Source organism: Sphingorhabdus arenilitoris (assembly GCF_042651485.1).
In the GTDB taxonomy this organism is placed as follows: Bacteria; Pseudomonadota; Alphaproteobacteria; order Sphingomonadales; family Sphingomonadaceae; genus Sphingorhabdus_B; species Sphingorhabdus_B arenilitoris.
On the sequence record NZ_JBHSDH010000013.1, the window covers coordinates 1,373,442 to 1,399,956 of the forward strand.

General features: G+C 55.1%; 28 protein-coding genes and 1 tRNA gene. 12 read left to right on the forward strand and 17 right to left on the reverse strand.

The features are described from left to right. Positions 1-133: 133 nt before the first annotated feature. Positions 134-397: a 30S ribosomal protein S20 gene (gene rpsT, locus ACFOWX_RS10750; RefSeq protein WP_381423950.1), complete on the reverse strand. Its 264-nt coding sequence runs from the start codon at positions 395-397 to the stop codon at positions 134-136. Positions 398-521: 124 nt separating this feature from the next. Next, the gene (mutM, locus tag ACFOWX_RS10755) at positions 522-1,334 is read right to left on the reverse strand and encodes a bifunctional DNA-formamidopyrimidine glycosylase/DNA-(apurinic or apyrimidinic site) lyase (protein WP_381423952.1); all 813 of its coding nucleotides are present in this window, start codon (positions 1,332-1,334) and stop codon (positions 522-524) included. Positions 1,335-1,392: 58 nt separating this feature from the next. Here mutM and ACFOWX_RS10760 point away from each other — a divergent pair, with 58 nt between their 5' ends. Together ACFOWX_RS10760 and ubiB are read left to right on the forward strand one after the other, a co-directional pair. Continuing rightward, positions 1,393-2,124 (forward strand): class I SAM-dependent methyltransferase, encoded by a 732-nt coding sequence (locus tag ACFOWX_RS10760; RefSeq protein WP_381423954.1) that lies wholly within the window; start codon positions 1,393-1,395, stop codon positions 2,122-2,124. Positions 2,125-2,134: 10 nt separating this feature from the next. Beyond that, on the forward strand, positions 2,135-3,685 hold the full coding sequence (ubiB, locus tag ACFOWX_RS10765) for a 2-polyprenylphenol 6-hydroxylase (protein WP_381423956.1): 1,551 nt from the start codon (positions 2,135-2,137) through the stop codon (positions 3,683-3,685). Between the two features lie 4 nt (positions 3,686-3,689). Here ubiB and ACFOWX_RS10770 read toward each other — a convergent pair whose 3' ends face one another. Both ACFOWX_RS10770 and ACFOWX_RS10775 read right to left on the reverse strand, forming a co-directional pair. Beyond that, positions 3,690-4,427 carry an arginyltransferase gene (locus ACFOWX_RS10770; RefSeq protein WP_381423958.1) on the reverse strand — a complete coding sequence of 246 codons (738 nt, stop codon included), beginning with the start codon at positions 4,425-4,427 and terminating at the stop codon, positions 3,690-3,692. A gap of 95 nt (positions 4,428-4,522) precedes the next feature. Then, the gene (locus ACFOWX_RS10775) at positions 4,523-5,740 is read right to left on the reverse strand and encodes a threonine ammonia-lyase (protein ID WP_381423960.1); all 1,218 of its coding nucleotides are present in this window, start codon (positions 5,738-5,740) and stop codon (positions 4,523-4,525) included. A gap of 58 nt (positions 5,741-5,798) precedes the next feature. On the opposite strand from ACFOWX_RS10775, the gene ACFOWX_RS10780 reads away from it, so the two are divergent. Together ACFOWX_RS10780 and ACFOWX_RS10785 are read left to right on the forward strand one after the other, a co-directional pair. Continuing rightward, positions 5,799-6,668 carry an NAD(P)-dependent oxidoreductase gene (locus ACFOWX_RS10780; protein WP_381423962.1) on the forward strand — a complete coding sequence of 290 codons (870 nt, stop codon included), beginning with the start codon at positions 5,799-5,801 and terminating at the stop codon, positions 6,666-6,668. Beyond that, on the forward strand, positions 6,665-8,371 hold the full coding sequence (locus ACFOWX_RS10785; protein ID WP_381423964.1) for an amidohydrolase: 1,707 nt from the start codon (positions 6,665-6,667) through the stop codon (positions 8,369-8,371). Before ACFOWX_RS10780 ends, ACFOWX_RS10785 begins: the two co-directional genes overlap by 4 nt. A 55-nt stretch (positions 8,372-8,426) precedes the next feature. On the opposite strand, the gene ACFOWX_RS10790 is transcribed toward ACFOWX_RS10785, so the two are convergent. From ACFOWX_RS10790 to ACFOWX_RS10805, 4 genes are all read right to left on the reverse strand, one after another. Further along, positions 8,427-9,062, reverse strand: coding sequence for a DUF6683 family protein (locus ACFOWX_RS10790; RefSeq protein ID WP_381423966.1), 636 nt, complete (start codon positions 9,060-9,062; stop codon positions 8,427-8,429). Between the two features lie 191 nt (positions 9,063-9,253). Beyond that, a complete protein-coding gene (locus ACFOWX_RS10795; protein ID WP_381423968.1) occupies positions 9,254-10,012 on the reverse strand; it encodes a DUF6683 family protein in 759 nt (252 codons plus the stop codon). A gap of 260 nt (positions 10,013-10,272) precedes the next feature. Continuing rightward, positions 10,273-11,643 (reverse strand): DEAD/DEAH box helicase, encoded by a 1,371-nt coding sequence (locus ACFOWX_RS10800; RefSeq protein WP_381423970.1) that lies wholly within the window; start codon positions 11,641-11,643, stop codon positions 10,273-10,275. Positions 11,644-11,827: 184 nt separating this feature from the next. Beyond that, a complete protein-coding gene (locus ACFOWX_RS10805; RefSeq protein WP_381423972.1) occupies positions 11,828-12,343 on the reverse strand; it encodes a hypothetical protein in 516 nt (171 codons plus the stop codon). A gap of 105 nt (positions 12,344-12,448) precedes the next feature. Here ACFOWX_RS10805 and ACFOWX_RS10810 point away from each other — a divergent pair, with 105 nt between their 5' ends. From ACFOWX_RS10810 to ACFOWX_RS10820, 3 genes are read left to right on the forward strand one after another with little or no spacing between them, the layout of a single operon-like run. Further along, on the forward strand, positions 12,449-13,888 hold the full coding sequence (locus ACFOWX_RS10810; protein ID WP_381423974.1) for an FAD-binding oxidoreductase: 1,440 nt from the start codon (positions 12,449-12,451) through the stop codon (positions 13,886-13,888). Between the two features lie 58 nt (positions 13,889-13,946). After that, positions 13,947-14,735 (forward strand): SapC family protein, encoded by a 789-nt coding sequence (locus ACFOWX_RS10815; RefSeq protein WP_381423976.1) that lies wholly within the window; start codon positions 13,947-13,949, stop codon positions 14,733-14,735. 53 nt (positions 14,736-14,788) lie between these two features. Beyond that, the gene (locus ACFOWX_RS10820) at positions 14,789-15,331 is read left to right on the forward strand and encodes a cytochrome b (protein ID WP_381423978.1); all 543 of its coding nucleotides are present in this window, start codon (positions 14,789-14,791) and stop codon (positions 15,329-15,331) included. A 20-nt stretch (positions 15,332-15,351) separates the two neighbouring features. Here ACFOWX_RS10820 and ACFOWX_RS10825 read toward each other — a convergent pair whose 3' ends face one another. Both ACFOWX_RS10825 and ACFOWX_RS10830 read right to left on the reverse strand, forming a co-directional pair. Beyond that, positions 15,352-15,750, reverse strand: coding sequence for a hypothetical protein (locus tag ACFOWX_RS10825; RefSeq protein ID WP_381423980.1), 399 nt, complete (start codon positions 15,748-15,750; stop codon positions 15,352-15,354). A gap of 393 nt (positions 15,751-16,143) precedes the next feature. Beyond that, the gene (locus ACFOWX_RS10830) at positions 16,144-17,037 is read right to left on the reverse strand and encodes an N-formylglutamate amidohydrolase (RefSeq protein ID WP_381423982.1); all 894 of its coding nucleotides are present in this window, start codon (positions 17,035-17,037) and stop codon (positions 16,144-16,146) included. 144 nt (positions 17,038-17,181) lie between these two features. On the opposite strand from ACFOWX_RS10830, the gene cpdR reads away from it, so the two are divergent. The 3 genes from cpdR to ACFOWX_RS10845 all read left to right on the forward strand — a co-directional run bounded on the left by cpdR (position 17,182) and on the right by ACFOWX_RS10845 (position 18,520). Further along, positions 17,182-17,559 carry a cell cycle two-component system response regulator CpdR gene (gene cpdR / locus ACFOWX_RS10835; protein ID WP_381423984.1) on the forward strand — a complete coding sequence of 126 codons (378 nt, stop codon included), beginning with the start codon at positions 17,182-17,184 and terminating at the stop codon, positions 17,557-17,559. A gap of 43 nt (positions 17,560-17,602) precedes the next feature. Beyond that, positions 17,603-17,677, forward strand: a tRNA-Val gene (locus ACFOWX_RS10840). Between the two features lie 69 nt (positions 17,678-17,746). After that, the gene (locus ACFOWX_RS10845) at positions 17,747-18,520 is read left to right on the forward strand and encodes a thioesterase family protein (protein ID WP_381423986.1); all 774 of its coding nucleotides are present in this window, start codon (positions 17,747-17,749) and stop codon (positions 18,518-18,520) included. A 25-nt stretch (positions 18,521-18,545) separates the two neighbouring features. Here ACFOWX_RS10845 and ACFOWX_RS10850 read toward each other — a convergent pair whose 3' ends face one another. Then, positions 18,546-19,913: a cytochrome P450 gene (locus tag ACFOWX_RS10850; RefSeq protein ID WP_381423989.1), complete on the reverse strand. Its 1,368-nt coding sequence runs from the start codon at positions 19,911-19,913 to the stop codon at positions 18,546-18,548. A 210-nt stretch (positions 19,914-20,123) separates the two neighbouring features. On the opposite strand from ACFOWX_RS10850, the gene ACFOWX_RS10855 reads away from it, so the two are divergent. Beyond that, entirely contained in the window at positions 20,124-21,158 is a 1,035-nt protein-coding gene (locus ACFOWX_RS10855; protein ID WP_381423990.1) for a hypothetical protein, read from the forward strand. A gap of 18 nt (positions 21,159-21,176) precedes the next feature. Here the strand turns inward: ACFOWX_RS10855 and egtD are convergent, their stop codons facing one another. The 5 genes from egtD to gluQRS form a co-directional block, all read right to left on the reverse strand. After that, on the reverse strand, positions 21,177-22,130 hold the full coding sequence (gene egtD, locus ACFOWX_RS10860) for an L-histidine N(alpha)-methyltransferase (RefSeq protein WP_381425020.1): 954 nt from the start codon (positions 22,128-22,130) through the stop codon (positions 21,177-21,179). A 4-nt stretch (positions 22,131-22,134) separates the two neighbouring features. Continuing rightward, positions 22,135-23,409, reverse strand: a complete 1,275-nt coding sequence (egtB, locus tag ACFOWX_RS10865) for an ergothioneine biosynthesis protein EgtB (RefSeq protein WP_381423992.1) — start codon at positions 23,407-23,409, stop codon at positions 22,135-22,137. After that, a complete protein-coding gene (locus ACFOWX_RS10870; protein ID WP_381423994.1) occupies positions 23,385-23,975 on the reverse strand; it encodes a cob(I)yrinic acid a,c-diamide adenosyltransferase in 591 nt (196 codons plus the stop codon). The genes egtB and ACFOWX_RS10870 overlap by 25 nt, the downstream gene beginning before the upstream one ends. A gap of 12 nt (positions 23,976-23,987) precedes the next feature. After that, the gene (locus ACFOWX_RS10875) at positions 23,988-24,215 is read right to left on the reverse strand and encodes a hypothetical protein (RefSeq protein WP_381423996.1); all 228 of its coding nucleotides are present in this window, start codon (positions 24,213-24,215) and stop codon (positions 23,988-23,990) included. A 70-nt stretch (positions 24,216-24,285) separates the two neighbouring features. Continuing rightward, a complete protein-coding gene (gene gluQRS, locus ACFOWX_RS10880) occupies positions 24,286-25,155 on the reverse strand; it encodes a tRNA glutamyl-Q(34) synthetase GluQRS (RefSeq protein ID WP_381423998.1) in 870 nt (289 codons plus the stop codon). A 186-nt stretch (positions 25,156-25,341) separates the two neighbouring features. Between gluQRS and ACFOWX_RS10885 the strand changes: the two genes are divergently transcribed. Further along, a complete protein-coding gene (locus tag ACFOWX_RS10885; RefSeq protein ID WP_381425023.1) occupies positions 25,342-25,926 on the forward strand; it encodes an HNH endonuclease in 585 nt (194 codons plus the stop codon). A 40-nt stretch (positions 25,927-25,966) separates the two neighbouring features. Here the strand turns inward: ACFOWX_RS10885 and ACFOWX_RS10890 are convergent, their stop codons facing one another. Beyond that, positions 25,967-26,509 (reverse strand): hypothetical protein, encoded by a 543-nt coding sequence (locus tag ACFOWX_RS10890; protein WP_381424000.1) that lies wholly within the window; start codon positions 26,507-26,509, stop codon positions 25,967-25,969. Positions 26,510-26,515: the final 6 nt, after the last annotated feature.

Below are 26,515 nucleotides of genomic sequence, written 5' to 3' on the forward strand. Positions count from 1 at the left end.
TGGCTCATGCTGTTCCGAATCGCCGGAATCCCTAGGGTGTTAACACCAGTGAAAATAACCGGTACCCTGGGCAAAAAAAACCCGCCAACAAAGGGCGGGCTTTTCCAATTTTCTAATGCGCCGAAGCGGCGAGTTAACCGAGGGCAACTACCCGCTTGTTAAGACGGCTAAATTTGCGCGAAGCCATGTTTTTGTTCAACACGCCTTTCGAAACGCCGCGCATAATTTCGGGCTGCGCTGCTTTCAATGCAGCAGCGGCAACTTCTTTATCGCCCGATTCGATTGCAACTTCGACCTTCTTAATGAACGAACGAATGCGGCTGATGCGGCTCGTGTTTACATCGGTGCGGCGCGCGTTGCGACGGATACGCTTTTTTGCTTGCGGCGTATTTGCCATAGATAACCTCAAAAAACTGAATGTTGTGCAGGGCGGTTAGAATCACAAAACACCCTTGGAAGACGCGGCCATTAGCCATCATCTATCACTACGTCAACGGCAAAGTGAAGGATTTCCCTGTTTTTCACCGCTGACATTGGCTGCAGTAAAAGGTGGAGCGGCCCGAATCAACCCGCCTTTTTACCGCTGCTCCGCAGGCGCAGGCTTGCCCCTCTCGACCGTAAACCAGCCATTGTTTCGCAAAATAGCCCAGCTCGCCATCGGGCGCGGCAAAATCACGCAGCGTCGATCCGCCAGCTTCAATGGCCGATTGCAGCACGGTTTTTATCGCGCCAACCAGAATGGTCAATTTCGCTTTGCTGATTCTGCCTGCCGGGCGCACCGGAGAAATTCCGGCCATATGCAGCGCCTCGCACACGTAGATATTGCCAAGTCCCGCAACGATATTCTGATTAAGCAGCATTGCCTTTATCGGCGCAGCCCGGCTGGCGATGGCCGTGTGCAGCGCTGCCGCGTCAAAGGCATCGGACAAGGGCTCCGGGCCCATGGTCACGAAGGCCTTATATTCGGCCAGCTGCGCCGCCGGTATCAGGTCCAGCGAGCCGAATCGGCGCGGATCATTCAGCGCCGCAACGCGCCCCTGTTCGGTTTCCAAAATAAAATGATCATGCTTTTCAATGTCTACAGGATCGACACGCCAACGGCCCGACATTCCTAAATGGAAAATCAGCACATCATCCCGGTCGGTATAAATAAGCCCATATTTTGCGCGGCGGCCGAGCGACACGACCCGTGCGCCAGTGAGCCTTTGCCGCAAATCGGGCGGCATCGGCCATCGCAAATCGGCGCGGCGCGGTTCGGCGCGGATCAATATCTGACCATCAATCACATTGCGCAGGCCCGCAACGGTGGTTTCCACTTCAGGTAATTCAGGCATAATGAAATTCACCTAACAGTCTTTGCGGTTGCCGCAACTATTGTCTAAGGCGCTTAGCATGAGCGAAAAAGTATCCTTTGGTTTTGAACAAGTCGCGCCCGATGAAAAAACGCGGCGTGTGGGCGCAGTATTTTCCGGCGTGGCCAGCAAATATGACTTAATGAATGATGCGATGACCGCAGGCACGCACCGGCTGTGGAAAGATAAATTCGTCGCCCGCGTTCGCCCGCGCGAAGGCGAAGATATACTGGATATGGCGGGCGGCACGGGCGACATCGCCTTTCGCATGGAAAAATCAGGCGCGAATATCACCGTCTCTGACATCAATGCCGAGATGCTGGATGTCGGGATGCAGAGGGCGGTAAAGCGCGGCCTTGATAGCATGGTGTGGAGCCAGCAAAATGCCGAGGAGTTGACGTTTCCGGCGCTCCATTTCGATGCCTACACCATTGCTTTTGGGATTCGCAACGTCACCGACATTCCAAAGGCGCTACGTGAGGCGCACCGTGTGCTGCGCTATGGCGGGCGTTTTTACTGCCTTGAATTTTCAACGATGGAATGGCCCGGCCTGTCGAAATTAAATGATCTTTATTCACTCAATATCCTGCCCAAACTGGGTAAGCTGCTCGCCAATGACGAGGACAGCTATCGTTATCTGGCCGAATCAATCCGGCGTTTTCCCGATATGCAAACATTCAAACACATGATCGTCGATGCCGGTTTTGCGCAGGTGAAGGTCGAGCCGATATTGGGCGGATTGGTCGCCATCCATTCGGGATGGAAGGTTTGATCGCCGCTTCATGACACGTCCCATCACTCACATATTCCGCCTGCTGAAATGGGGGCGCATCTTGGCCCGTCATGGCGCATTGCGGGCGATTGAGGCCGACCGGAATACACCGGCGCAGGTGAAACGGCTATGCCGCATCGCGCGTCTCGGCACAGTCCAACCCAAACAGCCCGATTATGCAGGCGCGTTCCGGGCGATCGGCCCCGCTGCCATCAAACTGGGGCAGACATTGGCAACCCGGCCCGATATCATTGGGGTAGAACCGGCGATCAACCTGCTGACCCTACAAGACCAATTGCCGCCCGCCGATTTCAATCTGGTCTATGAAGCGATAGACACCAGCTTAAATGCACCGGCGGCTGAGCTGTTCGAACATATCGAACCCGAACCCGTTGGCGCCGCATCGATCGCGCAGGTGCACAAAGCACGCACCAGCGATGGCCGTGATGTCGCAGTAAAAATATTACGTCCCGGCATCCGCGAACAATTTGGCCGCGATATTGAAACTTATGAATGGGCGGCAGCGCATCTGGAGGCGCTGGGCGGAGAGGCAGCACGGCTGCGGCCGCAGCTGGTCATCGCCAATTTGAAACGCTGGACCCTGCGCGAACTTGACCTGCGCCGCGAGGCGGCCAGCGCGTCCGAACTGAAAGAAGCGATGGTAGCGGTGGAAGGTTATGAAGTACCCAACATCGATTGGGACCGGACATCGGGCCGGGTCATGACGCTCGATTGGATTGACGGCATTAAAATTGCCGATGTGGAGGGTCTTCGCAACGCCGGGCATGATCTTAATGCGCTGGCCGAAAAATTGGTCCTTACCTTTTTGCGGCAAGCCATTGCTGAGGGTTATTTTCATGCCGACATGCATCAGGGCAATTTATTCGTCCGCGCCGACGGCACGATTGTCGCCATTGATTTCGGCATTATGGGACGGATCAACCGGCAGGCGCGTTTCTGGCTCGCTGAAATCCTCTATGGCCTGACCACCGGCAACTATAAGCGGGTGGCAGAGATCCATTTTGAGGCAAAATATGTGCCTGATTATCACAATGTCGATGAATTTGCGACGGCACTGCGCGCTGTCGGCGAACCAACGCGCGGCAAACCCGTGAGCGAGCTTTCGGTCGGACAAATGCTCGATAGCCTGTTCGCGATCACGCGCGATTTCGATATGCAGACCCAGCCGCATCTGTTGCTGCTGCAAAAAACTATGGTGATGGTGGAGGGTATCGCGACCAGCTTGAACCCTGCCATCAATATGTGGGATGTGGCCGCGCCCTATGTCAGGGACTGGATACGCGGTGAGCTTGGCCCCGAAGCTGCGGTTGCCGAGGAAATCCGTAAGCAGGCCGAAACGATCAAGCTGATCCCCGATTTGATCCGCCGCCTCGATGCGCAATTACCGCGCAAGGGCGGCGCGCCCGATCCCCCGCCCCTGCCCGAGGTGAAGCTGATCTGGGACAAAAAGGAACGCAGTGGGGGCGGTTTTTGGCGCTATTTGGGGCTGGCGCTGCTATCAGGCGCAGCAGGTGCCGCTGCGATGTGGAGCTGGGGTTAAAAGCTCATTCCCCGGTAAAACGCTTCCAACCATCGGGACCAAGACGTTCGAGCGGGCGGTAGCGGGTTTTGTAATTCATTCGCGGTGAACCTTCGACCCAATAGCCAAGATAGACGAATGGCAACCCAGCCTTACGTGCGCGGATGATATGGTCGAGGATAATAAAATTGCCAAGACCCGTGCGGCCCTCAATATCTGCATCATAAAAACTATAGATCATGGACAGCCCGTCCCCCTGTTGATCGGTCAGGCACGCGCCCACCAATTTTCCGGGCTGACCAAAACGGCCAGGTTCACGATATTCAACGATGTGGCTCTTGACCGGCGATTGTTCGACCATATCGGCATAGTCCATATCGTCCATATCGGTCATACCGCCATGAGGGTGGCGTTGTTGCAGGTAACGGCGCAGCAAATCATATTGTTCGGACGTTGACCATGGGCGGCACGCATTGACCGTTAAATCCGCATTGCGGCGCAGGATTTTCCGCTGCGTCGCATTGGGTTCAAATTCTTCGGTCAGGACGCGCACCGACACACACGCTTTGCAATCAATGCAGCTAGGCCGATAGGCAACATTTTGACTGCGCCGAAATCCGATACGGCCAAGCGCGTCATTCAACTCATCGGCGTGCGGGCCGTTTAATTCGGTAAAAACTTTACGTTCGGTTTTCCCCGGCAAATAAGGGCAAGGCCCTGGATTCGTGACGAAGAATCGAGGAAATTTAACTGGTGCGCTCATGCCTGACCCGTGAACCGATGCTATTATTGTTGGACCACCTCTTTATGCCCGCAGCGGACCTATGTGAAAAGAGTATTTACCAAGAAATTTGTGAATTAATTTAACTCAACCCGCTCCACCTCATATCCGCTTTGCGCCAAGCCATCGACCAATCCCTGCAACTGCGCCGCATCGCGGGCTTCGCATTCAATATCGGTAATTAAACCTTTTGCGGGCAAAGTCGTGAATATCCGCTGATGGTAAATTTCGATGATGTTGACGTTATGCTCATCAAATAAGCGCATCACCTTAAACAAAGCACCGGGCCGGTCCTGCAGCGTTATACGCAGCCGCGCCAACCGGCCCGAACGCGCCAAATCGCGCAGCAGCACATTGGCAAGCAACCGGGTGTCGATATTTCCGCCGCACAGCACCACGCCGACATTTTTCCCCGCAAATTTTTCCTTATGCGACATGATCGCCGCAAGGCCCGCCGCGCCTGCGCCTTCCACCACCGTTTTTTCAATCTGCAACAGCAGGCTTACCGCTGTTTCCAAAGCCGGTTCGGACACCAGCAAAATTTCATCGACAAGCTTTTCAACGACTTTCGATGTAAAGGCGCCCGGCACTTTCACGGCGATACCTTCAGCGAGCGTATCGCCTTCGCATGCCATTTGCTTGCCATTCAGCTGAGCATACATGGATGGGTAAAGTTCCGCCTGCACCCCAATAACTCCAATATCGGGTTTGAGAGCGCGGGCGGCGGTTCCCATGCCGGACAGTAGCCCGCCACCGCCAATGGGCACGACGATCATATCCAGATCGGGCACCGCTTCCATCATTTCCAGCGCGACCGTACCCTGCCCCGCCGCAACATTGGGATCATCAAATGGATGAACAAAGGTCAGGCCTTTTTCCTTTTCCAATTCCCGCGCATATTTACTGGCATCGTCATAGGTTTCACCATGCAGCACCACAGTGCCGCCAACGCTTTCGGTTTGCATCACTTTTACCGTCGGCGTTGTGACCGGCATGACGATGGTCACCGGCACGCCCAATCTCGTGCCGTGATAGCTTAACCCCTGCGCATGATTGCCCGCTGATGCCGCTATCACCCCCCTGCTGCGCGCTTCTTCGCTCAGCAGCAGCAAGGCGTTGAGCGCCCCGCGTTCCTTATACGCAGCGGTGAATTGAAGATTTTCGAATTTTAAATAAATATTCGCGCCCGTCAGATTGGACAGAGTCTTGCTGTGCAAAGTCGGCGTTTTTACGATGGCATCCTGAATCCGTTCATGCGCGGCGCGGATGTGCGTTAAGGTCAATTGGTCGGTCATATGGAAATGGCCCTTATCTTATCTAGCCTAAAGAGAAAACAGTCATTAGGACAAACATATGGCAAGAATTTCTTTCATTGGAATCGGGATAATGGGCGGGCCTATGGCGCGTCATTTGAAGGCGGCAGGGCATGAGATGACCGTATATAACCGCTCACGCTCTAAATCAGACGCTTGGGCAGCGGCGCACGGCGGGACTGTTGCATCCACTCCGGCGGAGGCTGCAACGGGCGCAGATGTGGTGATCGCCTGCGTCGGTACCGATGATGATTTGGCCAGCGTTACGCTGGGCCGCGACGGCGCATTTGCCGCAATGGCGAAAGGCGCTGTGTTCATTGACCATACCACAGTATCGGCCCGGATTGCCCGGCAATTGGCGGTAGAGGCCAAATCCCGCGGTCTGCATTGCATCGATGCGCCGGTTTCGGGCGGACAGGCGGGTGCGGAAAATGGCACGCTGTCGATCATGTGTGGGGGCAGTGCCGAGGCATTTGCCGCCGGCGAACCTATCATGCAGGCCTATGCCAAACGGATCGTCCATGTCGGCGGCGCTGGCGCCGGGCAAACCACGAAAATGGTCAATCAGATTGCGATTGCCGGCGTCCTGCAAGGCCTGTCGGAAGCGCTCCATTTTGCACAATGTGCAGAGGTTGATCTGGATAAGGTATTTGAGGCGATATCCGGCGGCGCGGCGCAAAGCTGGCAAATGGATAACCGCTGGCAAACGATGGCAAAGGGCGAATTTGACTTCGGCTTTGCGGTGGATTGGATGCGCAAGGATTTGGGGCTGGCGCTGGACGAGGCGCGCGCCAATGGGGCGTCTATCCCGTGCGCGGCACAGGTCGATCAATATTATTCCGACGTCCAATATATGGGCGGCGGCAGACAGGATACCAGCGCGCTGGTCAGGAGATTACCCAAAAGATGAAATGGCCAATCACATCGGCGGCACTCGCATTATGCCTGCTCGCCGCGCCCGCCCATGCCGACGGCCTGATCGACAATGTCAACGGCATCACCTTGGACGAAGATGGCAAGGTGGTGCGCTTTACCGCCTTGCTGATCGACCGCGATGGCAAGGTGTCGCAGCTTTTGACCCGCAAGGATAAACCGCCCAAGCAATTGGATTATAAAACCGATGGCAAGGGTATGACGATGCTGCCCGGCCTGATCGACGCGCATGGCCATGTCATGGGCACCGGGTTTCAGGCGCTTACGCTCGACCTTAGCGATACCAGCAGCCTTGCCGAGGCGCAGGCGGCAATTGCCGCTTATGCTGCCAAATACCCTGATCGCCGCTGGATCATTGGCGGCGGATGGAATCAGGAAAAATGGGGCCTTGGTCGTTTTCCCACCGCCGCCGATCTCGATAGCGTGGTCGCCGACCGCCCTGTCCTTTTGGAACGGGTCGACGGCCATGCCAGCTGGGCCAATAGCCGGGCGATGGAAATCGCGGGCATCACGCCGGCAACAAAATCCCCCGATGGCGGGCGGATCGAAAAAGCGGATGGCAAGCCCATTGGCGTTTTCATTGATGCAGCGTCAGGCTTGATCCAAAAATTCGTGCCCACGCCAAAACCCGCTGAACGTGACCTTGCGCTGGCCAAGGCGCAGGAGATTTTGCTGTCGCAAGGGATTACCGCCATTGCCGATATGGGCACCACGATTGACGATTGGCAAAGCTATCGCCGTGCGGGCGACGACGGCTGGCTGTCGATCCGGATATTCGGATATGCGGGCGGCATCGACAATATGGTTGCGATAGCCGGACCGCGCCCGACCCCCTGGCTGTATGATGACAAGCTGCGGCTGGGCGGCGTGAAGCTGTATCTCGACGGCGCATTGGGCAGCCGGGGCGCAGCGCTCAAGGCACCCTATGCCGATGCGCCCAAGGAAAAAGGCCTGCAATTTCTGGCCAGTGCGGAGCTGCGCAATTTGATGGTCCGCGCCGTCATGGACGGTTTCCAACCCGCCGTCCACGCGATTGGCGATGCCGCCAATGCCGAAGTGATCAATGCGGTAGAGGAATTGTCGGATACCTTCACTGGCGACCGGCGTTGGCGCATTGAACATGCCCAAATTGTTGATCCAGTGGACCTGCCCCGCCTGGGCCGACACGGCATTATTTCGTCGATGCAACCAGTGCATCAAACATCCGACCGGTTAATGGCCGAAGCGCGGCTGGGGCCCGACCGGCTCGGCGGCGCTTATGCCTGGCAAAGCATATTGAAAGCGGGCGGAAAGCTTGCCTTGGGCAGCGACGTGCCCGTGGAACCGGCCAATCCCTTTGCCGGGATCGCCGCCGCCATCACCCGCGAAGATGCCAATGGAGCGCCCTTTGGCGGATGGCGGCCTCAAGAGAGGCTGACCCGTGAACAGGCGCTGGCGGGCTTTACCACCGGCGGGGCCTATGCGGCCTTTGCCGAAGGGAAAGTCGGACGGCTTGCGACCGGATACCGCGCGGATTTCATCCTCATCAACACCGACCCCCTGCTCGCCAGCCCCCGCGACATTCGCGCCACTATCGTCGAAGAAACATGGGTCGGCGGCCGCCCGGTCTATAAACGCAGCGCTGTCAAAAGCGGTAATGAAGACAGCCAGGATAAAACGATAACCGGCGAAGGCCGTTAACCGGTCGCCGCACCCATCAATGATTGCGCCGCCATACCAGCGGAGCCGCGCAATTTCATTTCGCCTTCACAAAACCGCCTTCGGTCAGCGTCATCTTGTCGAGTTCCAAGCCCGACGCTTTCGCGCCTTGCATCACGGCTTGGCTGACTTTGCGCAGCATCGCGGGGTCGGATGCATATTCCTCGACATAGGCATCAATAAGCGCGGCCTGTATCATCATCGCTTCTGCCATCTCTTGCTTTTGGGCGTCGGTGGCGCGGGCAAATTCGGGGGAGGAGGAAAGCCCGCGCGCCGCCTGCTGCGCCACGGCTTGATAGGTGCGTGCCGCCGCGCTGCTGCTGTCGCCGTTGGCGGCTTTCCATGCCGACACCCAATAAAGCGCAAAGGCATCTGCCGCATTGCTGTGATTCAACCCAACTCCGTCCATCGCCCCGCCAATCGCACCGATAATATCGGTGGAGGCGAACAACTGCTCCATTTTCGCCGCCCCTTCAGGGTCAGATGCGCGTGTTTTGTTGGCGAAGCTTTGAAGGTTGGTTTTGGTGCGCGCAGCGGAGGCGGTGTAAGTGAGGGAGGATAGCTGGCCAAAATTTTTGTCCGTATCGTCATTGTCACTCGAGTCTTCATCAGTATCTAAGACGGTCGAGGTGTCCAAATATTGGGTAGTATTGTTCCAAGAATTAGGAGACATGCTTCCCACAAAATCATAGAATTGAGCAGAACACGGGGCAGATAAGAGCAAAAGTGATAAGAAAATTAATCTCATAATTGTATCCTAAAATTGCTGTTTTTTTCTGATATCGTGCTAACGTCGCAAGCCTTAAGTATCTGTTTCTTAACATTTCCAAAATGGTTTCTTGCCATCACCCCCCGCGCCCTGCATTATCCGCCGGTCGTTTTTGACTTAGGCACAAAGCCGTCTTCGGTCAGCGTCATCTTGTCGAGTTCCAGCCCAGATTTCCGGCTGCCTTCCATCGATGCTTTGGCGAATTGGTCGGCCACCGCTTTGTTGGTCTTGGCCTCTTCGGCGATGCTGCTGAAATACAGGATATTCAGCATCAATTCTTCGGCCATCTTCTGCTTATCCGCATCCGAAGAGGCGACGAATTCAGGGGAGGAGGCAAAGCCGCGCGCGGCTTGATTTGCAACGGCGCGATAAGAGGCGGGCGATGGGTCGTCATAATAGCGGTTGGCCAGGCCCCAATATACGATCCAGTAAATGGCATAGACATCGGCGACATTATTCGGGTCCAGCCCAAGCTGATTAATTGCGCCGCTGACGGTGCCGATGACATCCATGGAGTTCACCAGCAGCTGCAACTGCGCCCCATTGCCCGGATTTTGCTTCTCCGCATGGGCGATAAAGGCCTGCATGTTCGCGCGGGTGCGTGATGAGGAGGGGGTGTAGGTGAGGGAGGATACAGGAGCGGTTACCTTTGATCTTATTGGGTCATTTTCTGTGTTAGAATTTTCTTCGGCAACTTCCCGACCAATATTGTCAGCAGCAAAATAGGATGCGGTTTGCACTGGAGGCGGTAAACTAAGCGTCCATTGAGCCGATGCAGTTGTCGCCGACAAGCCAACGGCAACGCAAACTGTTGTTCCCACAATTACGCGCACCAAGCCAGTATGTTTCGCCATTCCATCCTCCCACGTCACCGCTAACGCACTCACACGAGTGCATTATCCATTACCAATAAATATAGTTGGGATTACGTAAAGACAATCAATAAATAACGGTGGCCTGGGACGGCATCTTTCCCCCAAGGCCACATTTTGGTCCGGGCTTGCAGGGTAAACCTGCGGCTTTGGTGATGGACCCCCGCATTCGCGGGGGTGACGGAATGGGGACGGCGGGGTTACCGGCCATGCCGCGCCGTAATGGCCCTGCGCCTTTGTGCTTAATCGCCGAAACCTACGCCCAGAAAATCGGGCAGCGGGCCGTTCCAGCCATCGTCATTGCCGTCATTGACATCGGATTTTTTGGCTGACTTGGCTTTGGCGGGCGGGGGCGTTTTGGGTTTGCTATCGCTGCGCGCTGGACGTTTTGGACGGTCGTCTTTTGGCCTATCGGATTTCGCCCGCGCCGTTTTTTTATCTGCCGGTTTTTTATCAGCGGGTTTCTCCGCTTTTTCGTCTGCGCCGGACGCAGATTCAGGCGCGCCGCTGTCGCGGGCGATTTTATAGCCGACCAGCTTTTCAATATTGTCGATCGCTTCTTCATCGGCTTTGGTGACGAAGGTATAGGCCTTGCCCTTGGCACCGGCGCGTCCGGTGCGGCCAATGCGGTGGACATAATCATCGGGATGCCAAGGCGCGTCATAGTTGAACACATGGCTGACGCCTTTAATATCCAATCCGCGCGCGGCAACGTCGGATGCGACAAGCAGATTAATCTCCCCGCTTTTGAACAGAGCCAGCTGCGCTTGGCGTGTTGCCTGATCAATATCGCCGTGGATTTCGCCGGCGCGGAAACCATCGCGGGTTAGCGATTTATTCAAATCGCGCACGGTGGTTTTGCGGTTGCAAAAAATAATGCCTGTCTCAACCTTTTCCGCCCGCAGTAAATCGCTCAGCTTTGCCCGTTTGCGGTTGGCCGCAACGCTGACCAGTTTCTGTTCGATGTTGACATTCGCCGTCGCCGGGCGGGCAACCTCAATATATTTGGGATTGGTCAGGAATTTGTCGGCCAGCTTTTTAATCGGCGGCGGCATCGTTGCGCTGAATAACAATGTCTGACGCTGCGCCGGAAGCTTGGTGCAGATTTCTTCGATGTCCGGGATGAAACCCATATCGAGCATCCGGTCCGCCTCATCAATCACCAAAAGGTCGCAGCCGGTCAGCAAGATATTGCCGCGCGCGAACAAGTCCATCAGGCGTCCGGGAGTCGCGATAAGCACATCGACGCCTTTTTCCAGCGCCTTTACCTGATCCCCCATCGACACGCCGCCAATCAACAGCGCCATGGATAGATTGCTATATTTGCCATATTTTTCGAAATTTTCGGCCACCTGCGCGGCCAGTTCGCGGGTCGGTTCCAAAATCAACGACCGCGGCATCCGCGCCCGTGCCCTGCCCTGCGCCAGAATATCGATCATCGGCAGGACGAAAGATGCGGTTTTGCCGGTGCCCGTTTGGGCAATGCCGATAATATCCTTCATCATCAAAACCGGCGGGATCGCCTGTTCCTGAATAGGGGTTGGCTCGGTATAACCTGCCTCGGTCACGGCACGCAATAATTCGTCAGAAAGACCGATGTCGGCAAATAGCATATAGGGTTCCGGAAAATGAGTATCTGGCTGAGCATGTCGCATCCGCCTCAGCTGGGCCTGCGCTTAGGCGATGATCCCGCCAAATGTCAAGAAAATAGCCACTTGGCCCGCTATGACCGCGACGGAATTTCGGGTAAAAAGACGGTAGGCCAAGCGAACAGCGGCCGCAGGGTCCTGAACCCATCTACCGCTTTGCGACCAACAGGCGGAATTTATCAATCTCGCATTTCGCACCCGTGCGGGCGTGCATGATGTCGCGATCTTCGCATAAATTGCCATCGGAGGGGCGTTCCATATACGCGCCTGCGTAAAATTCCCGGGATAGGCAGCCATCAGCCAAATAGGCGCGAACCAAGCTGCCATCACGGGTCAGTAATTCCAGATTTTGTTTATTCCCGCTGCCACTGCGAAAGCCGATAAATTGCGACATTGCATAGCATTTGCGAGCTTTCTTTTCGGAAAAATTCTCCGATGACGGGACGGTCCGCCCAAAGGTATCCCGGTTATTGATCGGCGATACGCGGATGATGACGCGGCTTTGCACCCGCACCTGAAAATAACCGTTGCTTGCATCAATTTGCGGAATCATCTGACGGCCCAGAAAGCTGATGCCTTCTTTGCTCCATGCCGCTGCATTGCCCGCCATTACCCCGCCGGCCAAGCTTAAAAAGATGAGGAATTTCCGCAATCCGAATCCCATAAAATCCTGTATAGCGTGATTATTTAGACCATGCGATTGAACATGGCATTAATTGATACGCCGATAACCCGATAAAAGTGGCGATAAAATAGCGGAAAGGACAATATGACCGGCATGGGATCAAAACAGGACGCATTGGATGCTTTTCGTAAACTGCTGGGACCGAAAGGCTATAGCGATGATCCGGATGTCCTGTCGCCATGGCTGACCGATTGGCGCGGACGGTATACAGGCCGCGCGGCGGCAATGCTGTCGCCTGCCAATAGTGCTGAGGTATCTGCGCTGGTAAAAATCGCCGCCGCCCATAAAATCGCGCTGGTTCCTCAGGGCGGCAATAGCGGTATGGTCGCTGGCGCTACCCCCGATGAGACAGGCGACGCCGTGCTATTGTCGATGCGGCGGATGGATCAGATCATAGGGTTCAACGAAGGCGAGCGCACGATATGCTGCGAAGCGGGTGTGATCTTACAAAATCTGCATGACGTTGCGGCGAGCCGCGGGTTACGATTTCCGCTGACCCTGGGCGGCAAAGGGTCGGCGACGATTGGCGGCCTGATTTCCACCAATGCGGGCGGCACACAGGTCCTGCGCCATGGGACCATGCGGGCGTTGGTAAATGGTATAGAAGCCGTGCTGCCCGACGGGTCGATCTATGACGGTCTGTCGCCGCTGAAAAAAGACAATCGCGGTTATGACCTGAAGCATTTGATGATTGGCGCAGAAGGAACACTGGGCATTGTCACCGCTGCAAATTTACAGCTGGTGCCCGCGCTCATTGATCGCTGCGTTATATGGGCCGGGGTGGAAAGCCCGCAGGCCGCACATCAGCTGCTATTATTCATGCAGTCAAAATTGCGCGAGCAGTTGGAAGGCTTCGAGATATTGCCGCGCCGTGCGCTGACCGCTGTGCTCAAACATATTGATGGCACGCGGCCGCCGTTAACGGGCAATCATTCATGGCATGTCTTGATGGAAATTGTGCAGGATGATCCCGCCGCCGACGCGCCGGGCGATATTGCCGCCGAGATTATGGCGCAGGCGCTGCAACAGAATTTGATCGAAGATGCTGCGTGTTCGGTCAACGAAACGCAAGCCGAAGCCTTTTGGAAAATTCGTGACTCGGTCGCGGAGGCCGAACGCGCCGAAGGGCCCGCACTACAGCATGACATCAGCGTGCCGGTTGCGGATATGGCCCGCTTCATCACCGATGAAAGCCCGCAAATCGAAGCCGCCTTTCCAGGCACACAAATTGTTGCCTTCGGTCATTTGGGCGATGGCAATATTCATTTTCATGTGAAAGCGCCAAAGGATGCCGACCCGAAAAACTGGTATGAAAATAATATGGCAGCGATCAGCGCCGCCGTATATGACCGGGTTACCAGCTATAAAGGGTCCATTTCGGCCGAACATGGCATTGGTCAGTTAAAGGTGAGAGAATTGGCGCGATTGGCCGATCCAGCGCGGTTGTTAACGCTGCGTGCGATTAAGAAAGCAATGGATCCGGACGGAATTATGAACCCTGGAAAGCTTGTTCCTCTTGCCTAGCGGCGGACACATACGTAAAGCGCTCGGTCAATAGCTTTTTTCTAACGGAGTTTTTCAAATGGCGAGCGCAGCGGCACAACAATCCCTTCCCTTATTCTACAAAGACCTGATTCCTTTGAACAGTAAAGAGCATTCGGATTGGAAAACCAAATCGCTGGACGATGCAAAATTCATGGAAGGCCAACATGCCATCCCATTGACCATTGAAGAATTTGTGTCTGCGGGCCGTCATTTCCCGATCATTTTTTCGGATTCGGACACGCCAGTACCATTGGTGTTGATGGGCCTGAATGAAGGCGTCAATATTTTCATGGATGACGCCGGGAAATTCACCAATCCGGTTTATCTGCCGGCTTATATCCGCCGCTATCCATTTCTGTTGGCGCGGCTCAATCCCGATAGTGACGAATTGTCACTCTGCTTTGACCCGACCAGCGAAGCAGTGGGTGAGATGAAGAAGGAGAAGGACGCCCTTCCTTTGTTCGAAGATAATAAGCCCTCGGAAAACACACAGAATATTCTGAAATTCTGTGAAGATTTTGAACAGGCCGGTGCTCGCACACAGGCATTTATGGAAGAATTGAAGAAGCTTGACCTGTTGATGGACGGCGAAGTGTCGATCAGCCAAGTGGGCAACGACACTCCATTTGTCTATCGCGGGTTCAAAATGGTCGATGAAGAAAAACTGCGCGATATGACAGGCGACAAGCTGCGCAAAATAAACCAGAATGGTATGCTACCCTTGATCCATGCGCATCTGTTTTCGCTGCAATTGATGCGCGATATATTTGCACAACAGGTTCAACAGGGTAAAGTGCCGCAAGTGACACAAGCACCTGCGGCCTGATTTAAGTAAGCCAGCCTTGGTTCATGTCGTCACCTGTTTTTAAGGAGGACGGCATGAACCATATGAACATCAGCAAATATTCAAAAGGTGCGATCGCTTTTCACTGGATCATTGCTGCGTTGGTGATTGCCAATATTGGCCTTGCCGAATTGACGGAGGATATGACCCGCGCCGCTCGGGGACCTTATATGGACCTGCATAAATCCTTTGGAATATGCATCTTGTTCCTGACTTTTTTACGATTGGGCTGGCGTTGGACGCACCCGCGCCCTGCCTTGCCCGCATCGCTTGCTGGGTGGGAACGGTTGCTGTCCAAAGCTGTACATTTTGTCTTTTACGTCCTGCTAATCGGGATGCCGCTGGGCGGGTGGCTGTGGATGTCGACTCATGGCGACAAAGCCGCCATTGATATGTTTGGCCTGTTCACGATGCCGGTTCTGCCTGTCACCGGCAATGAGGCTTTGGGCGACCTGCTGCATGAAGGGCATGAGATAGGCGGCAAGGCGATGCTGATACTGGTCATCCTGCATATTCTTGCCGCGCTCAAACATCAGTTAATCGACCGTATGCCGTTTATTCAGCGTATGTGGCCGTAACAACAATAGTGGCCCTGCCGTTATTCATCCACGCATAACCGGACGTCATGATGATACAGCAAATGACGGCCATCGCGGCCGATCATTTCGGCGCATAATTGATCAAAAACCGGGGCGGCTCCTTCTCTAGCGGCGCGGATTAAGCGAATGAGCAGCATTTCGTCAATGCTGACACCCCGGCAGCAGGGCCTGCATATAGCGAACCGGTCTGGCCAAATTTGTTGTACAACCTCCATCATCACACCAAAACGCATTGCGATAATCGATGATCCCAAATAGCGCGATATATGCGGCAAGGGATCTTCTCCGGCATGGCGCATTACGAACCAGCTGCGCACCGACAAGATCAAACAAGCATCATTTTTTGGCACATCATACAAACAGTTATCAGCAGCCGGGAAGATTTTAGAAAGCAGCATCGACATCTCCGAAACATGGACTGTGCATATCGGCAGCCCTTTAATGCAAATCGTTCGCATTATCATTATATCAATTGGAGAGGGCGTCAAGGCCTGTTTTTCCTACCACTGCAAACGAGGAGAAATTTGGCCGATATGCCGTCAACTTTACCGAATTGGCAGCATTTGCAGCCCATTTCGTCGCAGCGCAGCATTTTTTACGTTTATGCTATTGATTTTGCCGACGGCGAGGGCCAAATACCGGATAGGACAGGATGACCTCCCTCCCTCTATCCTGTCCTATGGGTGCCGAAACTCGGCCCCAACTCCCTGAACCTTGGCCACCCGGGATTTTTCCCGGGTGGTTTTTTCTAGCGCAGCGGCCGTGACAGAATGGCTGTGACCGAACGTCTCTCACTCGGCAGCAATTGGTACATCATTATCAAGGACCGCGTCGGCCAATATCTGCGTCAAATCGGTAACTAGCTTTGCAATCCGCGCAACGCCGTCCACTGGTTCACGCAGTAGCTCGTCGAGATAGAGCGAGCGGTCCACCTCCAATTGAATAGCATGAATATTGGCGGCGGGCCTACCATGGCGGCGCAGGATATAATCGCCCGCATAGGGATAGTTGAGATTGACCGCAAAACCGCTCATTCGAATATGAGAGAGCGCCAATTCGGAAAATCGGCTGGATGCGCTGCGCCCATATTGGTCGCCAATGACAAAGCGCGGCGGATCGGGGATTATTTTATCATCGACCGGCGGCATAGAATGCAGATCGAGCAGCAACGCCGCACCAAAGCGGCGGCGCATGGCGGACAATATCTGGTCAATCTGGGCATGATAGGGCCGGTGGACCATGCCAATGCGTTGTTCTACATCCTCGCGCTCCAACGACCGCTTCCAAATATCGCCTAGCCCCGACAATCGGCGTGGGATCAGGCCAAGACCGCCGCGCTGTTTCGCGCTGGGTGACGGTAATTCGGTTCTATCCAATCCCGCGACCATTTCGGCGTCAATATCCTGCTCATCCCGGTTCAGGTCGATCCATGCACGCGCATATTTGGCCATGATAACAGGGACACCCGCTGCAACAGCGCCGCGCGCCAATAGATCGACATAACGGTCCTCCAAACGAACAAGGCTGTCGGCGGGTAACCGCAGATTTTCAATGATACCTGCTGGGTAATCGCGTCCAGCGTGGGGTACAGAGATCAAAATCGGGATCGACGGGTTAGAAACGTTATAGACAGCAAATGCGTCCGATTGTCGGCACAGCTGTAATGCAGCCTGATCGCTATCCATCCGTATGCATTTCTCTGGTCATTTCTTATCCTTAACGCTTTTGACAGAAAAATGCACCTCATGTAGAAAAAATTAAATCTATCACGCTATAGGGCATAACCATAAACCGCGTAGGATACAGCGGCCAATAACACAGGATGTAAGATGACTCGTATTTTGCTCGCCGAAGATGAACAGGCCATGCGCGAATATCTGGCCCGGGCGCTGGAAAAAAATGGTTATGAAGTGGTCGCTGTCGATCGCGGTACCGAAGCTGCGCCTTTGTTGGAAAATGAGCATTTCGACCTGCTGCTGACCGATATTGTCATGCCGGAAATGGACGGGATCGAGCTTGCCCGCCATTGCAGCAAAGTGTCGCCCAAAACGCAGGTGATGTTCATCACGGGGTTTTCGGGCGTGGTGCTGCGCGCTGGTGAGAGCGTGCCCAATGCCAAAATCCTATCCAAACCATTCCACCTCAAAGATCTAGTCCTCGAAGTAGAACGCATATTTGCCCCCGAAAGCGCAAGCGGGCTTAATTGACTCTTGCCCAGAATCGCAAGCCTCGCTAGAGGGACCGAACCATGGACGTATAGCTCAGCGGTAGAGCACTGCATTGACATTGCAGGGGTCGCAAGTTCAAACCTTGCTACGTCCACCATTTTCCCTTCACCTGCACCTTAAAAATTTGCGCTAGCGCTCCGTGGTGGGGCTTGTTAGTCATGGTCCTATGAACCTTCCCGACCTTTTGGCGACATTCACGCCCGGCGCTGACCATCAAAATATCACTATCCCGCCCAGCTGGCATCAGGGCCGCACCTGCTATGGCGGGCTCAGCGCCGTGCTTGCTTATCAGGCGGCGGTGCATAGCGCAGACGACCTGCCGCCGTTACAATCGGCGCAGATCGCTTTTGCAGGGCCGCTGGCGGGCGAGGTAGCGATAAACGCGGCAACCCTGCGCCGGGGCCGCAACACCGCCTTCATTCGCTCCGACATTGTGAGCGGCGATGATACCGGGCTCAGCTGCAACTTTATTTTTATGAACCGCCGCCAAAGCCATTTGGATTATGAAGGGCTGAACCGACCGGAATTCCCGCCCATCCCTGATGCAGATGGTATACGCAGCGGTCCGCCGGAATTTTTTACCGGCCATCTGCAATATCCAAATAAAAGGCTGGAATTGGGCATGGCGACCAACCAGCTGGCTAATTGGCACAGGATTACTGAACGTGATGGATTGGACGCCATTGCGGAGCTTATTTGTATCGGTGATGCGCTGCCGCCATCAGCTATGGGGCTGATGACCGAAAAAGGCATGGTCAGCTCCATGAATTGGCAGATAAATATGCTGACCGAAGCGCCCGCAACCGAAGATGGCTGGTGGTATCTGACCAGCGAAACGCATCACGCAATGCATGGCGCAAGCAGCCAATATATGACCGTATGGAATAGCAGCGGGCAGCCAGTGATGACCGGGATGCAGTCGGTGGCGATTTTCTGCTAAGCAGCCAAAAGCAGCGGTAGAGCAATTACAGCGGTGCCAACCGTATTTTCAAACCATCCTTCGCCAATGGCATAGGCCAGGCTTGCCATTCCGGCGCATAGCCATCCTCCACCTCGATCCGCCTGCTGGTCAGCAGATGGTGCATGAATATCTTCATCTGCAAATAAGCAAAATGCAGGCCAAGACACATATGCGCGCCGCCGCCAAAGGGGACAAAAGCATAGCGGTGCCGTGCTTTGGTCCGCTCCGGCGTATGGCGCATAGGATCGAATTTCAGGGGTTCCTCCCAATATTCCTCCATCGTATGGACGAAACCGGGGGAGCTGCCCACCGGTGTTCCGGCCGGGATTTTATAGCCCATAAATTCAAATTCACGCAGCGCCCGGCGCGGGATTGATGGCACTGGTGATGCCAGCCGCAGCACTTCTTTGAAAAAATATTCGGTCAGGACGAAATCGGCAACATGGTCCTGCGTAATATCCGCGCCAGCTGGCGCAATGGACAGGCATTCGGCGCGCAGCTTTTCCTGCCACTCGGGATTTTTGGCCAGATACCAAACCATCGATGTCAGCGATGATGTAATGGTGTCATGCGCCGCCATCATCAGGAAATTGATATGATCCACCAATTCGCCATCGGTCATATATTCGCCATCTTCGCGCCGCGCGCGGCAGAATTGGCTGAACATATCCTGACGGTTTTCGTTATTGCGCCGCTCCTCAATTTGCGGGCTGAAATAGCGAACCAGATATTCGCGTCCTTTCACCCCTTTACGCATTTTGGTGAACGGTAGGGGCGTGCGCACCGCGCCAATCGATGCCTGCACCATATCGACAAAGGCATGGTTAATCCGGTCGGCCTCATCGCCCAGCGGGATGCCCAAAAAGCTCCGCGCCGCGACATCCAGCGTCAATTGTTTGATGGCAGGTTGAAACAGCATTTCGCCATTCCACGCCTTAATCTGTTCCCCCAAAATCTGATTCATATCGATGGCATAGGCACGCATCGGTTCGGGTTTGAATGCAATGCCCAGCGCCCGGCGGTCGAGCCGGTGATGGTCAAAATCCATGAGCATCAATCCGCGCGGGAATAGCAGGTTGAGCACCGGTCCCCACCCTTGCTCGGATGAAAATAGCTTGTCCCTGTCAAACAGCATCAATTCATTGGCCTCTGCCCCCACCAACATGACACTGGGGTTGCCAAAGCTATTGACCTTAAACACTTTGCCATAGGTTTCGAACATATGCTTACCGTAGGCTGGCGGATCTTTCAGCACGCGCAGCGTTGTGCCGATGACAGGCGGCCCGATTTCGCCTGGGATATGAGACAAGGCATCAAGATTCGCGCGCGGCACCCAATGCGGGTTGGCGGCTTGGCTGTGGGCATACGGCATGGGACATCTCCGGTTTAATCGTGCGATTAAAATGCTTACTGCCATTCTTGTCAATATGGCACAAGCCTTGAAATCCGCTTTGCTGAATAAAAGGCTACAGCTATGTTCACCTGCAATTCAACTGATCGAGCATAAATGTTGATATAAGATGAAATGTGCCTGTGAGTCGGTGAATGGACCGGCTGAGGTACAGAATAAAGGGGCAGGATAATGAAAATATCATTGAGCAAGCTAAATCGCAAAGCAGCGCTTCGTTTGGCCGCGGTCACGGCGTTGGGACTGGCTGTTTCGGGATGCGCCTATACGGTTGGTGAGGGAGGCTATTATACCGATGGCTATGCCGCCAACGAATGCGATCCTTACTATGACTATAACGATTATTATGGCTGCGATTATGGTTATGGCTTCGTCAATATCGGCTTTGGTGGTGGCTGGTATAATGACTTTTATTATCCCGGCTACGGAATGTACCTATTCGACAATTACGGCCGCCGTTTCCCGCTTCGCGACCGCTATTTAGATTATTGGGGTTTGCAGCGGTATAATTGGTATCGCGAACGTCGGCATGGTCATCGCGGTGGATATGGACGCGGCGGTTACGGTCATGGCGGGAATGGTGGCTATGGTCATGGTGGCGGCCACGGTGGCGGTCACGGTGGCGGTCACGGTGGTGGACATAGCGGAAACGGTCACGGAAATGGCCATGGTGGTAATGGACATGGTGGTAACAATGGCGGTCATGCCGATAACGACCGAGACAACAGCAATTCCGACGGGTTCCGCCGGGCCGTCCTTGGCGACAGGGCGGCAAGGCAAGCCAACCCTCCGCGTGGCCGGCGTGATGGCGATAGCGGCTATCAAGGTCGCGAGCGTGGTGCCCGTGACACGGCCGTAGCGCCTCAGCCACCAGTAGATGCGCGGGGCGGCGTTATGGGCCGCGCCGCTCGTAACACTGTGCCGTCAACACCGCCGCCAGCGGCGCGTCAACAACAAGAAGCACGGCCCGCACCAGCCGCGCGGCCAGCAAATGCGCGCGAAAGCATCATGGGCCGCGCGGCCCGGGCCGCAGCGCCGCAATCACCGCCGCCAGCGGCCCGTCAACAACAAGCTGCACGGCCCGCACCGCCGCCACCCGCCTCGCGCCCTGCACCATCGGCCCAGCCTGCACCTGCCGCAAGACCAGCGCGCAGCGAACGGATATTACCGCCCCGCCGAGGCACACAAGGAAATAACCGTGAGCAATAAGGCGTCGCTTGGGATCAATTAAGGCGCATCATAAACCGGCATGGCTTCAGCTAATATCAAGCTGAAGCCATCGTCGTCACTGCTCCATTCGGCCTTTGCCGTCCACCCGCCCGCGCTTAGCAATATGCGGGCACTGCGCAGGTCATATTTATGGCTATTTTCAGTGTGAATGCTCTCGCCCGCTTTGATCGCAAAATCTTCTCCAGCGGCGGAAAATTCCATGTCCCGACCCGCCCTCAAATGCATTTCAATCCGCGATTCCCGGTCATTCCAAATCGCTTTATGGGCGAAGCTGCTGATATCAATCGTGCCGTCCAATTCGCGGTTGATCCGTTCCAATAGGTTCAGGTTAAACGCCGCTGTCACGCCTGCGGCATCATCATAGGCCGGGATCAACAGGTCAAGCGGCTTCACCCGGTCGAAAGCGATCAGCAGCATCGCTCCCTCGCCCAGCGTTTGACGCATATTGCGCAGCAAATTGACTGCACTGCGCGGGACAAAATTGCCAATTGTCGAACCGGAGAAAAAACCCAGCTTTGGCATATCAGCTATCGCGGCGGGCAATGCCACTGCACCGGTAAAATCAGCCTCTACCGGACTGACGAGAAGGTCAGGAAATTCGCCCGACAAACTCGCCGCTTCAGCGCGCAAATAATCGCCCGATATGTCAATCGGGACAAAGGCGGTAGGCCGAACCGCGCGGAGCAACAACGGTGTCTTTGTCACGCTGCCTGCGCCAAATTCCACGACCGCTCCTGATGTGCCGATATGTTCCTGCAATTCGGTCCCAATCTTGGCCAGCAGCTCGGTCTCAACCCGCGTTGGATAATATTCGGGCAGCCGCGTTATCTCGTCGAATAATTCCGATCCGCGCCGGTCATATAACCAGCGCGCAGATATGGCGCGCCTTGGTCCGCGCAGCCCCTTTTGCACGTCCGCACGGAATTGCGGATCAACCTGGCCATTCAACATTGTTTCAACAGTCACGCGCGAGCCTTAATCCGGTAAATTGCCAGCGTTGATGGGGATAGAAAAAGTTACGATAAGTGGAACGCATATGTCCGCGCGGGGTTGCACAACTGCCGCCGCGCAGAACAAACTGACCGCTCATAAATTTGCCATTATATTCGCCCACTGCGCCCGGTGCGGCACGAAACCCCGGATAAGGACGATAGGCGCTGCCGGTCCATTCCCACACGCTGCCAAACATCTGTTTCAGCGCGGCAGTGTCATAAGGTGCATCATAGGGCCGGACCATCCCATCGCTTGATAATAACCCTCCGCCATTCGGGGGGTTATCCGGCGCCATATCCTGTGCCGCGCTTTCCCATTCGGCTTCGGTGGGCAGGCGGCACCCCGCCCAGCAGGCATAGGCGTCGGCTTCATACAGGCTGATATGCGTTACCGGCGCGTGCGCGTCCAATGGATGCATTCCGTTGAGCTGAAAACTCCACCAGCGCCCTGGGCGCACCTCTTCCCAGTAAAGCGGCGCGATGATACTCTCCTGCTGAACCCAGGCCCAGCCGTCGGATAGCCAATATTCCGGCTTTTGATAGCCGCCATCGGCGATGAATTCTATCCATTCGGCGTTGGTCACCGGACGGCTGGCCAGCGCATGCGGTGTCAAGACAACATCATGGCGCGGTCCTTCGCAGTCAAAGGCGAAACCCTGCCCGTCATGGCCGATCTGCACCACGCCTTCGCGGCCCCGGACCCATTCCATTGGCGTCTCGGAAGAGGTGTAGCGATCGGAATCACCCGGCCATAATTCTGGTTTCAATGGATTTTGCGCGAATAAATGCTTAATATCGGTTAGCAGCAATTCCTGATGCTGCTGTTCATGGTTCAAGCCCAACTCGAAAAGCACCAGCGCTTCGGGCGGCAGGCTTTCAAATGCGGCCTCGATATGCTCATCGACAAAATGACGGTATCGGATAACCCATTCCAGCGACGGCCGCGTTATTAGCCCGCGTTTGGGCCGGGCATGACGCGGACCTTCGGCTTCGTAATAGCTATTGAACAGAAAAGCATATTGATTGTTAAACGGGTCATAGCCCGGGACATTGTCGCGCAGGATAAACGTTTCCCAAAACCAAGTGACATGCGCCAAATGCCATTTGGTGGGTGAGGTATCCTCCATGGACTGCACCGTGGCGTCGGCGTCGGACAGCCCATACACCAACGCCTCCGTCAAGCTACGGACGGCGCGGTATCTATCAAGCAATGTTACCGCGATTGGCCCGGTACCCATAGTATGTCGCCGTCACGCGTGCTGTTTATCAACCGGCACAGAACGAACAGATAGTCCGACAAGCGGTTGAGGTATTGGATGGCGAGCGGATTGATCCGTACATCTTGCGCGGCGGCGACCAAAGCGCGTTCGGCGCGGCGCGTAACCGCGCGGGCCAGGTGCATATGCGCCGCGGACTCGCTGCCTCCAGGCAATATGAAGCTGGTCAGCGGTTCCAATTGTTCATTGGCGGCATCAATTGCCGCCTCCAGCCATTCCACCTGTTCCTGCACGATCCGCAGTTGCATTTGCGACGGGGTGAAAACGTCGTCGTCACAAGCCGGCGTCGCGATATCCGCGCCCAGATCGAATAAGTCATTCTGTATCCGCTGCAGGCTTTCTATCTGATCGTCATCCACACCGTCCTCATCCAGCTCGGCAATGGCGATGCCCAATGCGCTATTCGCCTCGTCCACCTCACCAATGGCATGAAGGCGCGCATCGGATTTGGACAGGCGCGATCCATCAACCAGCCCGGTGGTGCCGTCATCGCCAGTGCGGGTGTAGATTTTATTCAGTTTTACCATCGATAAAACCGATCAAGCAGTCTGGCTAAGCAATAACAATGCAGCTACCAGCAATATGGCAATGGCCTGCCACTTCACACGCGCGAACATCGCCTTATTCTGAACTTTCAGGGACAGCGGGACGCCATTTTCGTCGACATTTTCCGGCTCCAGATTGGCAAAGGCGTGCAGTCCTTTTATCACCGCAAACACAACTGCGCCCATGGCAACGATGAGGAGGAGGATCAAAATAATACCCATTGGGAATTCCTTATTTTTCGCCCATGCCGTCATAGGATGAGCCATGTCCGGCGGCCCGGACATTATCTATCTAGCTATTGGATAAGGAGATTCCAAGCGGCAGCTTGCCCGAACGCAGCATTTGCGCGATTTCTTTCCCGTCCCTGCCGCCAGCACGCAGGGCCGAAAGCGCCGCTGAACTGCGGCTCTTGGCCAGTTTTTCGCCATTATCATCGCAGAATAACTCGTGATGCCAATACGCAGGCTGCAACAAACCCAGCAGATTTTGCAACAGCCGGTGCACCGCCGTATAAGCAAACAGGTCTTTGCCCCGCACAATATATGTAATTTCGTCCGCCGCATCGTCTAGCGTTGCGGCCAAATGATAGCTCGCCGGAGCATCTTTACGCCACAGCACGATGTCCCCGAATTGCGCCGCATCGCCAAATTGATCCCCAGCGATCAGGTCGGTCCAACCAATAGGGCCCGCCCGATCCAACGCTTTGCCCATATCGAGCCGCCAGCAATAAGGCTTGTCCGCGGGCACATCGCGGCCTCTGCACGTCCCGGGATAGACCGGCCCGTCTGGCCCATGGCGCACGGCCTTCGCCTGTATCGCTGCGGCAATATCGCCGCGTGTGCAGATACATTTATAAACCAATCCCATGGCGTGAAGCTGTTCCAACGCTTGGCGGTAACTGTCCACCCGGGCTGACTGAAAAATCACATCGCCATCAAAGCAGAGACCAAGCCATTGCATATCCGCCAATATGCCACCCACAAATTCAGGGCGGCTGCGTGTGCCGTCAATATCCTCTATCCGCAGCAGAAACCGGCCGCCATGGGCGCGGGCAAAATCATGCGCGCAAATTGCCGCATAAGCGTGTCCCAAATGCAAATGACCATTGGGGCTGGGTGCAAAGCGCGTGGTTACGATCCGCGCTTTCGGATCTTGTGACATATCCGCTGCAGCATCGGGCAACGCAATATATTGGGGTATTTGCCCTCTTGACGTCATATTTGTTGTAAATAATGTGGCATATGTCAAAAAGCTGTAACGACAATGAAGGAAGAGCAAAAGTAGCTTTTGAAAAGCTGCAAAGGGGTTCATAACGGAGTTGCAAAACGGGGGAGAGTGATCGAAGCCATGTATGAAGCAGGATTATTAGAAGCAGCAGCACCAGCGAGGCACCCGGAAAACTGCCCGGCCCTTGTGCTGAACGCGGATTATACGCCGCTCAGCTACTATCCGCTCAGCCTATGGCCGTGGCAAACCGCGATCAAAGCCGTTTTTCTCGACAAGGTCGACATTATCGCGAGCTACGATGAACAGGTCCATAGCCCCAGCTTGGATATGCAAATCCCTTCGGTGATTGCGCTGAAACAATATGTGAAGCCTTCCGAATATCCGGCCTTCACCCGGTTCAACTTGTTCCTGCGCGATAAATTCCAATGCGTCTATTGCGGCTCAGGCGACAATTTAACCTTTGATCACGTGATACCGCGCCGTTTGGGCGGGGGAACCAGCTGGGAAAATGTCGCTGCGGCTTGCCTGCCATGTAATTTGAAAAAGGGTGGCCGCACGCCGCAGCAAGCGCATATGCAACTGCACAGCAAACCCATTCGTCCAACCAGCTGGCAATTGCAGCATATTGGCCGCGCGTTCCCGCCCAACCATCTGCATGAAACATGGCGGGACTGGCTCTATTGGGATGTCGAACTGGAGCAATAGCCAGCGCGCTTGTTTGACGCGCTGGCGATCCCGTAATGGGTTACTCGGAAATCTGCTCTTCGGCAGGTAATATCACTTCTTTCAGCGCGGGTTTTTGTTGCCGGCTTTGATCGCCCACTTCGACGCGGATCGAATAAGCACGCGCTTCTGATGCGCCGTCTGCTTTCGTCACCGTGCCAACCATATTGATATAATATACACCATTGGCCGATGTTTTGAACGGTATCGTCCAGCTGGCCGCGCTGCCTTTCGCCAATTGCATCGCGGTTTGCCGAGCACCCAGCGTTAGGCCGTCATCGGCATTGGCGGTTAACGACAATGTTCCGCCGGTATAGCCATGCACAATTTTCACAGTCGTGCTATAACTACCACCCGGTTGCAGCGTTCCAGTTGGCATATCATGGGTGAAGCTAAGGCCAGCGCCGACTTTTACCGTCCGATGCTCTTTGCCTCCATGCTCGGCTGCCTTTGAAGCATCAGCAGCTGCGCCATCTTGCAACGCCGCAACCTTATTTTCGGTGCAACCGCTTGTCGTAACTGCCGCCACCAACAGCGAGAGGCCGATCACATATTTATGGGTCATCACATA

Excerpts from the sequence above, each read along its gene's own strand:
- rpsT (WP_381423950.1), bottom strand. The coding sequence starts at position 397 with ATGGCAAATACGCCGCAAGCAAAAAAGCGTATCCGTCGCAACGCGCGC.
- mutM (WP_381423952.1), bottom strand. The coding sequence starts at position 1,334 with ATGCCTGAATTACCTGAAGTGGAAACCACCGTTGCGGGCCTGCGCAAT.
- ACFOWX_RS10760 (WP_381423954.1), top strand. The coding sequence starts at position 1,393 with ATGAGCGAAAAAGTATCCTTTGGTTTTGAACAAGTCGCGCCCGATGAA.
- ubiB (WP_381423956.1), top strand. The coding sequence starts at position 2,135 with ATGACACGTCCCATCACTCACATATTCCGCCTGCTGAAATGGGGGCGC.
- ACFOWX_RS10770 (WP_381423958.1), bottom strand. The coding sequence starts at position 4,427 with ATGAGCGCACCAGTTAAATTTCCTCGATTCTTCGTCACGAATCCAGGG.
- ACFOWX_RS10775 (WP_381423960.1), bottom strand. The coding sequence starts at position 5,740 with ATGACCGACCAATTGACCTTAACGCACATCCGCGCCGCGCATGAACGG.
- ACFOWX_RS10780 (WP_381423962.1), top strand. The coding sequence starts at position 5,799 with ATGGCAAGAATTTCTTTCATTGGAATCGGGATAATGGGCGGGCCTATG.
- ACFOWX_RS10785 (WP_381423964.1), top strand. The coding sequence starts at position 6,665 with ATGAAATGGCCAATCACATCGGCGGCACTCGCATTATGCCTGCTCGCC.
- ACFOWX_RS10790 (WP_381423966.1), bottom strand. The coding sequence starts at position 9,062 with ATGTCTCCTAATTCTTGGAACAATACTACCCAATATTTGGACACCTCG.
- ACFOWX_RS10795 (WP_381423968.1), bottom strand. The coding sequence starts at position 10,012 with ATGGCGAAACATACTGGCTTGGTGCGCGTAATTGTGGGAACAACAGTT.
- ACFOWX_RS10800 (WP_381423970.1), bottom strand. The coding sequence starts at position 11,643 with ATGCTATTTGCCGACATCGGTCTTTCTGACGAATTATTGCGTGCCGTG.
- ACFOWX_RS10805 (WP_381423972.1), bottom strand. The coding sequence starts at position 12,343 with ATGGGATTCGGATTGCGGAAATTCCTCATCTTTTTAAGCTTGGCCGGC.
- ACFOWX_RS10810 (WP_381423974.1), top strand. The coding sequence starts at position 12,449 with ATGACCGGCATGGGATCAAAACAGGACGCATTGGATGCTTTTCGTAAA.
- ACFOWX_RS10815 (WP_381423976.1), top strand. The coding sequence starts at position 13,947 with ATGGCGAGCGCAGCGGCACAACAATCCCTTCCCTTATTCTACAAAGAC.
- ACFOWX_RS10820 (WP_381423978.1), top strand. The coding sequence starts at position 14,789 with ATGAACCATATGAACATCAGCAAATATTCAAAAGGTGCGATCGCTTTT.
- ACFOWX_RS10825 (WP_381423980.1), bottom strand. The coding sequence starts at position 15,750 with ATGCTGCTTTCTAAAATCTTCCCGGCTGCTGATAACTGTTTGTATGAT.
- ACFOWX_RS10830 (WP_381423982.1), bottom strand. The coding sequence starts at position 17,037 with ATGGATAGCGATCAGGCTGCATTACAGCTGTGCCGACAATCGGACGCA.
- cpdR (WP_381423984.1), top strand. The coding sequence starts at position 17,182 with ATGACTCGTATTTTGCTCGCCGAAGATGAACAGGCCATGCGCGAATAT.
- ACFOWX_RS10845 (WP_381423986.1), top strand. The coding sequence starts at position 17,747 with ATGAACCTTCCCGACCTTTTGGCGACATTCACGCCCGGCGCTGACCAT.
- ACFOWX_RS10850 (WP_381423989.1), bottom strand. The coding sequence starts at position 19,913 with ATGCCGTATGCCCACAGCCAAGCCGCCAACCCGCATTGGGTGCCGCGC.
- ACFOWX_RS10855 (WP_381423990.1), top strand. The coding sequence starts at position 20,124 with ATGAAAATATCATTGAGCAAGCTAAATCGCAAAGCAGCGCTTCGTTTG.
- egtD (WP_381425020.1), bottom strand. The coding sequence starts at position 22,130 with ATGTTGAATGGCCAGGTTGATCCGCAATTCCGTGCGGACGTGCAAAAG.
- egtB (WP_381423992.1), bottom strand. The coding sequence starts at position 23,409 with ATGGGTACCGGGCCAATCGCGGTAACATTGCTTGATAGATACCGCGCC.
- ACFOWX_RS10870 (WP_381423994.1), bottom strand. The coding sequence starts at position 23,975 with ATGGTAAAACTGAATAAAATCTACACCCGCACTGGCGATGACGGCACC.
- ACFOWX_RS10875 (WP_381423996.1), bottom strand. The coding sequence starts at position 24,215 with ATGGGTATTATTTTGATCCTCCTCCTCATCGTTGCCATGGGCGCAGTT.
- gluQRS (WP_381423998.1), bottom strand. The coding sequence starts at position 25,155 with ATGTCACAAGATCCGAAAGCGCGGATCGTAACCACGCGCTTTGCACCC.
- ACFOWX_RS10885 (WP_381425023.1), top strand. The coding sequence starts at position 25,342 with ATGTATGAAGCAGGATTATTAGAAGCAGCAGCACCAGCGAGGCACCCG.
- ACFOWX_RS10890 (WP_381424000.1), bottom strand. The coding sequence starts at position 26,509 with ATGACCCATAAATATGTGATCGGCCTCTCGCTGTTGGTGGCGGCAGTT.